Source organism: Deltaproteobacteria bacterium IMCC39524 (assembly GCA_029667085.1).
In the GTDB taxonomy this organism is placed as follows: Bacteria; Desulfobacterota; Desulfuromonadia; order Desulfuromonadales; family BM103; genus M0040.
Genome location: JARUHJ010000001.1, coordinates 496,273 through 508,672, shown reverse-complemented (window position 1 = coordinate 508,672; position 12,400 = coordinate 496,273). Strand labels below are relative to the sequence as shown.

Genomic DNA, 12,400 nt, shown 5'->3' with positions numbered 1-12,400 from the left:
ATTGATGAAAACTGGAATAAAGATTTTAGAGGTCAGATAAAGCAGTAAGTTACTGATTTTACGTGCATATAGAGATTTAAATCTAAATGGCAGTGACTTTCAAAAACAGCCAATCCCAGCTTTAGTCAGAAAGCTGGGATCACCCTACTCTTCTAAACGCTCACTCGGTGTTCGCCAGTGCCGGAAATAATCTAGGGCGTCGATACTGCTGAACATCTCACGGGCAAGGTTTAGACGTGCAATAACGCGTGAATGTTCCTTAGGATTGAGGTTGCTTGGATGCGCTTCAGCATCACGGGAAAAGTGTTCAATGCGATTAACCTCTCCCCAGGCATCAATTGCCTGTTTGAGTTCCTCCAAGCTCTCCTTTTCCGCTTGATCAGCACGGCGCTTCGCTTCCTCTATTCGCCATCGCTCTTTCTTTCTCTCCCACTCCTGTCTCCCAATCTCTGCTCTGCGATCTGCTTCTTCAAAAAGACGATCAATCTCCCCGTCCGCATAAATAACAAGTTCTTTAAAAGACCTGCTTTATGTGTCCTTTACAGAGCACTGCCAGAAAAATAGAAATCAGCAGATATAATCTCGAACAATTTGATAATCTATCTATTGAAAAACTCGTTTTGCCCGAAGAAACAAATGTTGCGCTCACCCTTCACACATGGAACGTCTAAAAGAGAAACAATTGAACGATATTGAGGAGGCCAGAGTTTGTAGATGAAAGCCATGACTCTGAAAAAATTAGTCGACATGAAACAGGAGCCAAACCCCTTGGCCCTTGTAGATTGCCCTGTCCCTGAACCAGGTCCTGGAGAGTTGCGGATCAAGGTCTCGGTTTGTGGGGTCTGCCACACGGAGCTCGATGAAATCGAGGGGCGTACTCCACCCCGGCAGTTGCCAGTCATTCCCGGGCACCAGGTCGTCGGTCGAATCGACAAAGTCGGTCCGCATGTCGACGACGGGCTTCTGGGGAAGCGGGTCGGTGTTGCCTGGCTGTATTCTGCATGCGGTCATTGCAAATGGTGTCGTACGCAGCGAGAGAACCTTTGCCCTGATTTTTGTGCAACGGGCCGCGATGTCGATGGTGGTTATGCCGAATACATGTTGGCTCCCTCGGCTTTTGTCCACCCCATCCCGGAGGTCTTCACAGATGCAGAAGCGGCGCCCCTGCTCTGTGCTGGCGCCGTAGGTTACCGCTCGATCAGGCTTGCTTGTCTGCAGCCAGGGGCACCTCTCGGATTGACTGGCTTCGGTGCTTCGGCGCATCTGGTGTTGAGTGTCGTTCAACATCTTTACCCAAAACTGCCTATTTATGTTTTTGCCCGTAACGAAAAGGAGCGTCACTTCGCACGCGAACTTGGGGCAGCCTGGTCAGGAGAAATTGACGAGCAGCCACCTCAATTGTTACAAGCGATCATCGACACCACCCCTGTCTGGAAGCCGGTCGTCAAAGCCATGCGAATGCTTGAGCCGGGGGGCCGGCTGATCATCAACGCGATCCGCAAAGAGGACAGTGATCGTGAAGTGCTGGCCGAGATCGATTACCCGCTCGATCTCTGGCTGGAGAAAAGCATCCAGAGTGTCGCCAATGTCAGCCGCACCGATGTACGTGAGTTTCTCTCACTGGCAGCAGAAATTCCTCTTCGACCAACAATTGAAGAGTTCCCGCTAGCAGAAGCGAACCGCGCTTTACAGGAATTGAAAGAAGGTGAAATTCGTGGGGCTAAAGTGCTTCGATTGGGACCGGACAGATGAAGAGTCAAAAATGAAGATTATTGAGTTTCGGGCTTACCTGGACTGCATGGCCAATAAAGACTTCACATTTTCCAGAAGCTCGGCACATCAAAACAATTCAACAAGCCGATTAAAAATCCGCCCTTTTACTGATTTTTTAGTTGATTGCCACTATTAGAGACAAAACCAACATAGTGAATGCTGGCAATGACTTCTGTAGTGGATCTTTCACTTTAACGTGCATCGAAACAGCCCCAAACATTAGTATGGCCATTATCGTTGCCGCTGGCTTTACTAAGAAGGGAATCCATATGCCAACAATCAGGCATAGGGCCAGAATGATCTTGGCCGCTCCGATAAACACCATAACCCCACCAGGTAGGCCATAGGCGGCAAATTCCTCTTTCATGTTTTTTGCTTCACCACCTCGCCAATTGGTTTCTTTGCCATAGCGCAAGATCCAGACATTGAAAATTCCAAGCGCAATAATGATTTGACATAACGTGACTAGGATTTCCATTATGATCACCCTTCTAGAGGTTGAATGCCATTAGAACTATATCATTATATATCAGTTTCCAACCTTAGCTAGCTGATTGGTGTCTGTATTTTGTCACGACTGCCGAGACGAAAAAGGTTTCTTGTGGATAACGGTATCTGAGGAAGCAGTTTAATCAACAAAACTATGGCCACCAGAGTTTGATCCTTGGTGGTCTATTAATATGATGGGGCACATAGTGACCTTAGGCTACGAAAACAGCAGAATACCAATTTTGCACCTCATCTTCAGATTTAAGTGTACTCAGAGGCAGGTCAAATTGCTTCACCGTTGCGAAGACATCAATGCCAACACTATGAAAAGCCGGCCGGGCTCGACCAGGGTCAACACAAGGCTTTCCCTTGAATCCGGCACATTCTTGACAAATTGCACAATCGCTCATTGAGAAAGCAAAATAATGACCGGCAAGAAAGGCCTCCCTTTCCAGGGTAAAGGAAATGTCCTGTGAGATCTTTTTACTGGTCGAATGGACAATACAACCCCATTCGTAACCTTGCAGGACACGTTCATACTCCCATGGCTTTAGAGAGCCCGGGGCCGAAGGACAAGTATGGCCCTTCCCCCAGTCTTCGCACCCGTACATGCATTTAAGTAGCGTGCGTGAGTCAAAAACGATTTGATCCATCCGGAAGATAAGAGCATCATCTGCCCCAAGCTCAAGGGCTCTTGCAGAAACATTCTCTGGCGTCATACACACTCCTTAAAGTGTTAAATATCTATCAAAATTTATCCGTATCAACCCGAGGCATCATAACCTCTAGGTCTATTTGTCTCACTATTAAAGCCAAAATTAGAGCGATTGGCAACGAATGGCCTCATTCTATTTGTCAGCCTATAAAGTATTGGAGCCCTTAACATTCGAATAGGGGTGTGAATATACTTGCATCAGCAATGTTAGCATCTCAGGTTTAGGCCGCTCGGCTTGGGAATAATAACGGCGGTTTAAGAAATAATTTGATTTGATGTAGGATCGCTATAGAGTTGTAGTTAGCAGAGTCAGTAGCATGGGGCCAAATTATTCTTCCCCCTCCCCCACCAAGCCCCAAAGGCATGCTCTCATCCTGACGGAGAGATCTACTATGTGCGAATTCTGCATCAGCCACGGAGAAGGCAAAAAATGGTATGAAAATATCACCAACTACTCTCGGGAACTTTTCCTGCAGATCAGTTCCGATGAGGCACTGAAAGAATACCTCGCCGACTTCGGTCCGTCTATGCAGGAGAACATCCCCACGGCCGAAAAGTGGAAAAGACGGCTGCCGGTCATCTACAATTTTATAGCCTACCCCTGGCTCACCCGCCGCTTCAAAAAAAACCATTTCGGACAGATGGTGCCTATCGAAGATATTGAAAAAGTTCTCAATAAAGTAGGAACGGTCTGGAGACTACCCTGTATCTGCCGTAAAGTTGCTACCGGAGAAGAGAAACGATACTGTTACGCAGTCGGCATGGATGCCACCGGCATATTGAAGGATCTGCCGGATTTTCGCAATTTCGATCAAACCACCCCAGAGGTTGCCATAAGCGAAATCAGGGATCTCGATGCTAACGGCATGACTCATAGCGTCTGGACCTTTCAGACGCCCTTCATTGGCGCTGTCTGTAATTGCGACCAGGACTGTATGGCTTACCGAATTGAATATCGATCACGACTGGCCAAAATTATGTGGAAGGCGGAGTACGTTTCCGCAATCGATAAAGAACTTTGCAAAGGATGCAAGTCATGCCGGAAGCAATGCATGTTTGAGGCGATTGATTACTCACGGGAACAACACAGGTGCTCTATAGATTACAGAAGATGTTATGGATGCGGAGTCTGCCGGGCGTCCTGCCCTGAAAAAGCGATCACTCTGTTGCCGAGGACGGGTACGCAACTGGCGGCTAATACTTGGTAATCAGGGGATTCAAGAACCTCGCTTTTACGACAACCTCCCTGCCTTTTGGTATTGCGAGAGGATAAGCCGTTATCTAATTGACCTTTTTCAGCATGATCTTGCGGGCCATTGCCAAGCGCTCGGAAAGACCTTCGTCTTCCATATCGGCAACAACTTGAGCGAGAATGTCGGGGATCGGGATCTGCTGCGGACATTTATCAACACAGAGACCGCATTGAACGCACTGGGACGCATAACCGGAAAGCCCGTTGGTCAGATCTCCGCTCATGCGGATGGCGTAGCCGAATCTGGCGGCATCAGGCTGATTGAACATGTGCAACTTGTTAAACATCTCGAAACAGATGGGGATCGCCACATTGGCAGGGCACGGCATACAGTATCCACAGCCGGTACAACCCACCTTCATCAGCTCCCGGTAGGTGTTGGCTGCCTGGACCACCAACTCCAGTTCTGCGGAGGCCAAAACGGCGGGAAAGCCCTGCTCAGCCAAGGCAATATTTTCATTGATATGGGCTTCCTCATTCATCCCGGAAAGGATCACTGTGACCTCAGGGTGGTTCCAGATCCAGAGCAACGCCCAGGCCACGGGTGACCTCGATGTTTCAGCCTTGGCCCAAATCTTCTCAATTGCCGGTGGTGGTGTGGGCTGCCCCAGGTTGCCTCCACGTAGTGGTTCCATGATGATGACTGCCAGATCTTTGGACGCCGCATATTCCAACCCCGCGGTTCCTGCCTGGTAATCCTCGTCCAGATAATTGTACTGAATTTGACAGAAATCCCAGGGGTAGTCGTCCACAATTTGCTTAAAATCTCCGGGCAGGCCGTGAAAGGAAAAGCCCGCATTGACAATGAGTCCGTCAGCCTTGGCTTTGTCGAGAAAATCGTGAATACCCAACGTCACCATGGCCTCCCACACTGGTCCGGTAAGGGTGTGGACCAAGTAATAATCGATGTGATCGGTGTCGAGCTTTTTCAATTGGGCATTCAGGTAGCGATCCATGTCCTCCCGGGTATTAATCAGGAAGGATGGTAGCTTGGTGGCCAACTTCACACGTTCACGGTAGCCGTCTTTCAAGGCTCTTCCCACCAGGGGCTCACTCTCCCCGCCGTGGTACGGCCAGGCGGTATCGATATAATTCAACCCTTTGTCAATAGCTGAGCGGATTTGACGAATCGCCCTGGGTTCATCGATCTGTCCATCTTTCGTAGGAAAGCGCATGCATCCGAATCCGAGAATGGACAACTCATCTCCGTTTTTTGGAACCTTTCTGTACAACATTTGAGGCCTCCCTGATTCTGAGTTGCTCCTAGTATTTTAGACGCCGTTGACTTTGTCAAACAATAACAACTGTAAGATTTTCATGGCCCGTCCGTTTTGCATGGGCCATTCTTATCTTGCAGGGTTGGTATGAACTTCGTATTCGTATCTACTTAAATCCATACGGACGATACAGTTGAATTTACAATAACAAAAACTCCTCCCCTGCCGTGATTCCTTGCTCAGACAAACCCATTCGTAACCCTCTAGATATTTCAGAAACTTATTGAGCCATCCAAATTCTTCTACCATAAAAAATTTCGTAAACGCAGACTTTTTTCTCTCTTCAGTTGAATTGGTTTTTGTTCATGGTAGCCTGTCAATATAGCGTCAATGCAGGAATAAAAGGGAACCCTAATATTTTAAGGGAGATATTAAAGTGGGCTCTATTGAGAAAAGGAGGTTGATTTTGAATACAACTCTTACCGTGGCCTATAGTTCAGCAGAATCTTTAAAAAAAGCTGTTGATGACCTCATTGGAGCCGGCATTCATCAAGAGCAATTTAGAGTGACTAAAAGCAATTTAAAGCTCAAGGTGACTACGCCGAAGGCCATTGAACCAGAAATCAGGGAACTTCTTGAAAGGCATCACCCGATACAGCATGGGCATGGGTGTAAATATTGTGATTATTTGTCAATTTGACGTGGTCAACTTGATAGATCCAAAAGCTTGGAAATCAAGGCCACCTGGAAACGGGAGGCCTTTTATCATTTATCAGGAATTGCAAGCAAATTTAAAGTTGAGAAGTATCATCTGCGCCGGAACCCTTTATTCACTATTCCTCAAGAATATCTTCCCCCCAACAATAGAAAACCCCACTCATTTTGAGCGGGATGAATGATCCACGTTATCCGACCGGTTTTCCACCTATCCGTCGGCAACTGGTTTTTAGGGGATGATGCGGGCTCAGGCCTTTGGTGACCTGAAATGCAGCCCCCCTATCTGAGCTCTTTCAGGGGCACTTGCCCCTCGCGGATGGGATGCACGGCATCGGGCGTTGGGCCAGACAACGTCCTCCTGACCAACTAAATCTACGTGGCCCATAACTCCTCATCTTGGTTTAAACGATCATTCCTGACGGCCGCTTTAGGCGTCCCACTCATTGTGTCGTGCATGCCACCTTAGGTAACGTCCCAACTGTTTTACAACAAACTGCTGACCATTGGTGGGCACCTTATAACGGGTGGACATTTATTGATTATCAGTATTGTTAGATTTCACACTTGAAGGTGGTTGTTCAAAGAAGTTTCAGTGATAGAATTGCCAATTCACTTGTTTTTTCCTCCAGAGTACAACCGACGAAAAAATAACGAAGCGACACTCATACTATCTGCTTCGCAGTGCAGTTTAAAGCTTCTCTACCGTGCTTTTCATGGAGTTTCCAATGGGAACCAAAATAAACCCGGCTCTTGTAGGTGTTATTCTTGACTCCTTAAATGACGGTCTATATGTGTGCGATCTCCAGCGCACCATTCTCTACTGGAATAAAGCAGCTGAGCGCATCACAGGTTGGACCGCACAAGAGGTTGTGGGGCACAAGTGCAGAGACGACATTCTTGTTCATATAGACAAGGATGGCCGACAATTATGTGGCAAAGAATTTTGCCCTCTTCATAGAAGTATGCAAACGAATAAGCCTAGTGCTGAGCCCTTACTCGCTTTTTGTCAAACAAGTACTGGTGGTCGTGTGGCGATGACCATTTCAGTCGCTCCGGTCCATAATGCACAGAACGAGGTCATTGGTGGTGTTGAAACTTTTCGTGACTATTCTCACGCCTATGCTGACCTGCTACGTGCAAAACAGATACAAGAACTTTCCATGGATCATGAACTGCCACCAAACAAGCGAGTCAGCTTTTGCTCGATTTATATTCCTCACGATATAATCGGGGGCGACTATATTGCTTTTCGACAACTAGACGCTGATCGTTATGCCTTTATGCTTGCGGATATTATGGGCCATGGTGTTGCAGCAGCACTCTATACCATGCATCTAAGCTCCCTTTGGGAGAGACACCACCAGACGTTGGTTCATCCTCCTGATTTTGCACATTTATTGAATCAGGAATTGTGTAAAATTGTCAAAGACGAATCCTTTTCAACTGCAGTCTGCGGCGTCCTCAATGCCACTGACCGGATACTTCGAGTCACTTCAGCCGGAGGCCCTCCGCTCATTATCTTCAAACCCTCAGGCCGAAACGAAGCGATCAAAGTTCCAGGTTTGCCTTTCGGGATGACCGATGACGCCGAGTATGACGAAATTTCTTTTCAATGCGACCCTGGAGACTGTCTTCTGCTCTGCTCCGATGGTGCCGTCGAGATACAGGATGCTGATGGACAACAGTTGGGAACCGCAGGGTTAATCAATATACTAGAGTCTTTGGGTTATCCCAGAATCCCCATCAAAATTGAATCATTGCATCAAGCATTACTGACTGCTTCAAATGAAATCCGAATAGATGATGATTTGGCGCTACTCGAAATACGTATTGAATAAATTCATAAAGGATGAACAACTGCGATTGCCAATAATTTATGAGCCAATTTGCAATAAGACTAGGCCAGCCATATAGCACAAAGATTTCTGGAGTAGAAACGCTACAAGGCTAAGTAAAAGTCAGGGGCTGTACGAATTTCACGTTCCAGCCAATCTGAGCACCTCGAATCAATATAGTAGGACAAATAAGATTATTTGCCGTTAGTAGCGATTTGCTTCAACCCTCCAGTGTGTTTCCGAGAAGATCCTAAAATTATGTGTCAGCGGCCTTGACAGAAGCTTTCTTCACGTTAGCTTAGAATTAAAGTTGTTTGGATAGGAGGCTTTCTATGTTTGTTCCTGTGGTACTTAAAGGTGGACATGAAGAGTTTGTCAGCAAGGATGAGCTGCAATTTTTGCTGGCTGAAAATCAGGTTGTGTTTTTTAAACGTTTTGGTGGATGGGTTGTTGTTGGCAGGGATAAAATGCGTGCCCTGAAAGTTCCATACAATGGAGTGGAACGGCGCCGACACAATGTGTTCTTGTAAGGTTACTGGGTGTAAAGCTTTTCGATGATCATGTTGTCTTTATGGCTTGTCTCAGAGACCACTTCAACTACAAAATCGAGTGACCTTTATTATTTGTCAGGGCCCGTAAGAATTTTCCAAAACTGCCAGCCCCCCTCCCCCCCCCAAAAAAAAATGTGATAAAATAAGACAGTAATCCTTACGCTAGAAAAAAGCTTAACGCCTATTTGCAATTCGTTCTTAATCCCCGGATGTCTGAGAGGCGCTTTTTATTAAAGCTTTAGATAGTTGATAAATAGGGTATTTCTGTATTTACCGTTGCCTAACTTCTTATTTGAACTTCCCCACTTTCTAAAAGAGCTCGTTTGGTCATCATTGGGCCAAACAACTCAAAGATGACTGTTCCCCCAATGATTACAGGCATGATTGTATTGCTTAAATCCTGGAAACGCTGTGAGGCATAAAGAGCCATTCCTAAAGCGACACCTGCTTGGGGCATAAGGCCCATCCATATGTTTTTGCGAATTTTATCATCTGCTCCGCTAACCATGGCCCCAAGTCTAGAACCAAAGAATTTACCCAGGACTCTCAGAATTACATAAAAAACAAAAACATACCCAGCTGCCATTATTGTCTGAAAATGCAAAGAGGCACCGGAAAGAACGAAAAAAAGTGTCAGGAAAGGCCACTCGACAGCCTCTATTGCATGAAAAGGTCTTGAATGATGTTTCGCCAAATTCACTACGACACACCCCATAACCATCGATGAAAGGATAAATGAAACCTCCAACCAAAACGCGACCCCAGCGCATAAAAATACAAAACCTAAAGCTTCTACCAAAGTGGGCTCTCCAGCTTTAACCCGACCACTTAAAAATGCCATCGGAAGCCCCATAATTACACCAAGCAATATTGCTCCAAATACATCCCACAAACCTGCAAACAAAACCCCAGCAGAGCCGTGGGATCCCGCTATCGCCATGGCAAAGGAAAGAATGACGGTAAAAAAGATAACACCCCAGATATCGTCTATTCCGACAACACCAATCAAAACATCTGTGAACGGACCATGAGATTTGGTCTCACGCACCACAGCAATTGTTGCAGCGGGAGCTGTTGCCGGAGCTATAGCTCCCAACAACAAGGCAACGGGCAGAGATTTACCGATTATCAACATACCAACGGTAACAACGGAGGCCGTGATCACCACTTCAAGAAGAGATATGCCGAGGACATGACGACCTGACTTTTTTAAGAAGGGGATTGTTAATTGACCCCCTAAGAGAAAACCAATCATCACCAGCGCCATATCAGCTACAGCAGGGAACCAGCGGTGGCCTATCTCAGGAATAAAGTCTAGAGCTGATGGACCAATAATGAATCCAAAAACCATGAGTAGAGATACTCGTGGCAGGAAGGTCTTTCGTCCTAGAAGGTCAGTAATCAATCCAACCAGGAAAAGTAGGCCTAAGGTGAGGAAAAATTCCGCAAAATCAACCATTCACAGTTCACCTTATTATAGTGACTCAGTCTTTAAAAAATCTCTGAGATTTGCTCTTCTGGATTTTCTTTCAATGCATGTTAGAACATTAGCGTAAAACTATTTCTAAGCAAGGCTTCAGTTTTGTCTAATCGAAAAAATCGTAATTTATAGTTTGAGGGTTATTTGCAAAACTTCATGACTGTTGAGATGAGAACTAACTTCTTTTTGAAAAAGGTGTTCTGCAAGCTCCTTAATCCACGAAATTATGACCATCAGGGTTCGGTCCTTGGTGGTCATATTGTTGGGGCAGATAAATGTAAATTGACAGGATTCTAATTGCTTATAGAATTTAACCGATTAGATTTTTTAGATTTGACCATGATCATACACGAAACACCAAGAATCAAACGCTATAGAGCTACAAGCGTCTGGCACAAAAGAGTCACCTTTGGGGGGAAATTAAGTAATGGACGTTGACTTTATGAGATCGAATAATCTTTAAGTTAAGGTGAGGAAATCATGATTAACAGCATTGTGCGATTGAAGGATCTTTGTGAAATCTTGATTAGCATGGGCTTTTCTGAATCCGTCAATGAAAAAGAGGTGAAAGACATAATTGCTCGGCTTGAAACTATTATTTCTGAAGAAATTAAATTATTAAAGGAACACGAATCCACTTCTGACTGGGAGTGAGACCTTAATGAAAAGTTGTTTTCAACAACGACAAGATAAACCCGCAAGAGCACGTGGCTTGGTTGGTTAATGCTGCGGTTTGCTAAAGTCACACTCACAACTTTTCATTGGTCACGACTTCTGAGGTGAAAAAACAGCTTATTGTGGATAGAGGCATGCAGGAGTCAATGGACAGCACAGAAAAAGCTGTTACAAGTTTATATATTCCTCTGCCTTATGATCCCCTCATAATGCAGAGAGCCTTGCCCTGCTCCCCCCCCCCCCTCCGGTGAGCGGGGCTTTTTTATTTGTCAGGGCTTTTGAGCCATCCTAAAAAACTACTCTGAGCGAATCCAATCGATACGAGTGAATAAATAAAAAGCCATCTGCTTTGCCATCGACCTAAGCCTGAGTATAATTAAAAGGGCTTTGTTTACTTAGGTGCCTGGGATTGGGCGACATGACAAAAGAAGACTGCAGGCCATTCGCATCATCGGAGCCATTTCTCTCTAAAGGATCTCAACAAATTATTGGGAAAACGTATCAATGAGCTCAAGTTGACGAACTTCTAAGTTAACGCTAAGAGCACATGTGCTCTAACCCCTTGCAAATGATCAAGTATAGTCCGCCAAGTTCTTTTGATATCCACTACAGCGAGGCACCGATATGGATAGAGTTATTATTGGCAGGAATTACATTGATCAACCCGCCTGGAAGAGATATCTCGGCATTCCTTTGATTTACGCACCGTTGCTCACGACAATTCCGTTCGTAATTGCTGGCATTTTACTCGTCAAATTTCATTTGAAGTATGTCGGCGGAATGGATGTTCGACCCTACTGGTCGTTTGTGCCGTCTTGGGTTTCACATCGTTATCAATACGACAACCAAATCACATTTGATTCAAAGAATACTTGGCTTCAGTTCCAAGGCTATCGCTGGTACTGGATTTTTAATTGCAAGGTCTATTGCCCGATGAGTGTGGCGCTTTTCCGTTACATTACCTATCTAGTAAAAATCGTCGAAAACTGGTGGTGTCCGTTTCATCATGATCAAAAACACGAATACCTTGAGGGGGCGATTGATCAATCCTTCTGGCATATCCATCAAGAAGAAAAGCAAAAACTACACCCGGAAGATCGTGAGAATCCCCTTTGGAATGATGAGGCAGGTAAGGATGAACTTTAGTCAATGGCGGAGGCTGCTGTGACCAAAAAGAAGATTTTGGTTGTTGAAGATGAACAAGACCTATTGACGCTGCAAAGCATGCTGTTGAGTATAGAGGGTTACACAGTTGAAGGGGTGATGGATGGTCAGACAGCATTAGATGTCGTAGAAACGATGAAGCCTGATCTGATTCTTCTCGATATTATGCTTCCCGAGGTTGATGGCTTCCAGGTTTGTCGGCAGTTAAAGTCTAACGAGGCAACCTGTCATATACCGATCATCATACTTACGGCGAAAAAGAGCAAAGAAGACCTTGTCATGGGCGAGCAAGCTGGAGCCGACATGTACATAACAAAACCATACAAGACATCGATGGTCATTGAAGCTATTCAGAGACTTCTCTCTTGAATATCGGCTTCTGAGTCTAATAGCGAGGGTAGACATTTTCTATGAGGTATTTTGTGAAAATCTCTTGACCTGATTAACGCTATATCTATCCACAATTTACTCTGACAAATTCGTCCAGCGCTCTAACATGTTTGTTGAACCTTTCAGGTCGCTTACCCCCTTG

At 45.6% G+C, this 12,400-nt stretch carries 13 protein-coding genes; 8 read left to right on the top strand and 5 right to left on the bottom strand.

The window, feature by feature from the left end; all coding sequences use genetic code 11:
• Positions 1–144 precede the first annotated feature (144 nt).
• Positions 145–360: a hypothetical protein gene (locus tag P9J64_02360; GenBank protein MDG5467160.1), complete on the bottom strand. Its 216-nt coding sequence runs from the start codon at positions 358–360 to the stop codon at positions 145–147.
• Positions 361–714: 354 nt separating this feature from the next.
• On the opposite strand from P9J64_02360, the gene P9J64_02355 reads away from it, so the two are divergent.
• A complete protein-coding gene (locus P9J64_02355) occupies positions 715–1,752 on the top strand; it encodes a zinc-dependent alcohol dehydrogenase family protein (GenBank protein ID MDG5467159.1) in 1,038 nt (345 codons plus the stop codon).
• A 136-nt stretch (positions 1,753–1,888) separates the two neighbouring features.
• On the opposite strand, the gene P9J64_02350 is transcribed toward P9J64_02355, so the two are convergent.
• A complete protein-coding gene (locus P9J64_02350) occupies positions 1,889–2,251 on the bottom strand; it encodes a DoxX family protein (GenBank protein ID MDG5467158.1) in 363 nt (120 codons plus the stop codon).
• A 223-nt stretch (positions 2,252–2,474) separates the two neighbouring features.
• The gene (locus tag P9J64_02345) at positions 2,475–2,981 is read right to left on the bottom strand and encodes a DUF2284 domain-containing protein (protein MDG5467157.1); all 507 of its coding nucleotides are present in this window, start codon (positions 2,979–2,981) and stop codon (positions 2,475–2,477) included.
• 388 nt (positions 2,982–3,369) lie between these two features.
• Between P9J64_02345 and P9J64_02340 the strand changes: the two genes are divergently transcribed.
• On the top strand, positions 3,370–4,185 hold the full coding sequence (locus P9J64_02340) for a 4Fe-4S binding protein (GenBank protein MDG5467156.1): 816 nt from the start codon (positions 3,370–3,372) through the stop codon (positions 4,183–4,185).
• A gap of 73 nt (positions 4,186–4,258) precedes the next feature.
• On the opposite strand, the gene P9J64_02335 is transcribed toward P9J64_02340, so the two are convergent.
• Entirely contained in the window at positions 4,259–5,464 is a 1,206-nt protein-coding gene (locus tag P9J64_02335; GenBank protein MDG5467155.1) for an aldo/keto reductase, read from the bottom strand.
• Positions 5,465–5,912: 448 nt separating this feature from the next.
• On the opposite strand from P9J64_02335, the gene P9J64_02330 reads away from it, so the two are divergent.
• The 3 genes from P9J64_02330 (at position 5,913) to P9J64_02320 (ending at position 8,528) form a co-directional block, all read left to right on the top strand.
• Complete coding sequence (locus P9J64_02330; protein ID MDG5467154.1) at positions 5,913–6,146, top strand: hypothetical protein; 234 nt, start codon at positions 5,913–5,915, stop codon at positions 6,144–6,146.
• Positions 6,147–6,888: 742 nt separating this feature from the next.
• On the top strand, positions 6,889–8,001 hold the full coding sequence (locus P9J64_02325; GenBank protein MDG5467153.1) for a SpoIIE family protein phosphatase: 1,113 nt from the start codon (positions 6,889–6,891) through the stop codon (positions 7,999–8,001).
• 329 nt (positions 8,002–8,330) lie between these two features.
• Positions 8,331–8,528, top strand: coding sequence for a hypothetical protein (locus tag P9J64_02320; protein MDG5467152.1), 198 nt, complete (start codon positions 8,331–8,333; stop codon positions 8,526–8,528).
• A gap of 301 nt (positions 8,529–8,829) precedes the next feature.
• On the opposite strand, the gene P9J64_02315 is transcribed toward P9J64_02320, so the two are convergent.
• Positions 8,830–10,008 (bottom strand): cation:proton antiporter, encoded by a 1,179-nt coding sequence (locus P9J64_02315; protein ID MDG5467151.1) that lies wholly within the window; start codon positions 10,006–10,008, stop codon positions 8,830–8,832.
• A 501-nt stretch (positions 10,009–10,509) separates the two neighbouring features.
• Here P9J64_02315 and P9J64_02310 point away from each other — a divergent pair.
• The 3 genes from P9J64_02310 (at position 10,510) to P9J64_02300 (ending at position 12,237) form a co-directional block, all read left to right on the top strand.
• Complete coding sequence (locus P9J64_02310; GenBank protein ID MDG5467150.1) at positions 10,510–10,683, top strand: hypothetical protein; 174 nt, start codon at positions 10,510–10,512, stop codon at positions 10,681–10,683.
• Between the two features lie 645 nt (positions 10,684–11,328).
• The gene (locus P9J64_02305) at positions 11,329–11,850 is read left to right on the top strand and encodes a hypothetical protein (protein MDG5467149.1); all 522 of its coding nucleotides are present in this window, start codon (positions 11,329–11,331) and stop codon (positions 11,848–11,850) included.
• An 18-nt stretch (positions 11,851–11,868) separates the two neighbouring features.
• Positions 11,869–12,237: a response regulator gene (locus P9J64_02300; protein ID MDG5467148.1), complete on the top strand. Its 369-nt coding sequence runs from the start codon at positions 11,869–11,871 to the stop codon at positions 12,235–12,237.
• Positions 12,238–12,400 lie beyond the last annotated feature (163 nt).

Bases quoted from the DNA above. Each gene is read 5' to 3' on its own strand.
- P9J64_02310 (MDG5467150.1), top strand. From the start codon at position 10,510: ATGATTAACAGCATTGTGCGATTGAAGGATCTTTGTGAAATCTTGATT.
- P9J64_02345 (MDG5467157.1), bottom strand. From the start codon at position 2,981: ATGACGCCAGAGAATGTTTCTGCAAGAGCCCTTGAGCTTGGGGCAGAT.
- P9J64_02355 (MDG5467159.1), top strand. From the start codon at position 715: ATGAAAGCCATGACTCTGAAAAAATTAGTCGACATGAAACAGGAGCCA.
- P9J64_02335 (MDG5467155.1), bottom strand. From the start codon at position 5,464: ATGTTGTACAGAAAGGTTCCAAAAAACGGAGATGAGTTGTCCATTCTC.
- P9J64_02350 (MDG5467158.1), bottom strand. From the start codon at position 2,251: ATGGAAATCCTAGTCACGTTATGTCAAATCATTATTGCGCTTGGAATT.
- P9J64_02305 (MDG5467149.1), top strand. From the start codon at position 11,329: ATGGATAGAGTTATTATTGGCAGGAATTACATTGATCAACCCGCCTGG.
- P9J64_02340 (MDG5467156.1), top strand. From the start codon at position 3,370: ATGTGCGAATTCTGCATCAGCCACGGAGAAGGCAAAAAATGGTATGAA.
- P9J64_02315 (MDG5467151.1), bottom strand. From the start codon at position 10,008: ATGGTTGATTTTGCGGAATTTTTCCTCACCTTAGGCCTACTTTTCCTG.
- P9J64_02325 (MDG5467153.1), top strand. From the start codon at position 6,889: ATGGGAACCAAAATAAACCCGGCTCTTGTAGGTGTTATTCTTGACTCC.
- P9J64_02320 (MDG5467152.1), top strand. From the start codon at position 8,331: ATGTTTGTTCCTGTGGTACTTAAAGGTGGACATGAAGAGTTTGTCAGC.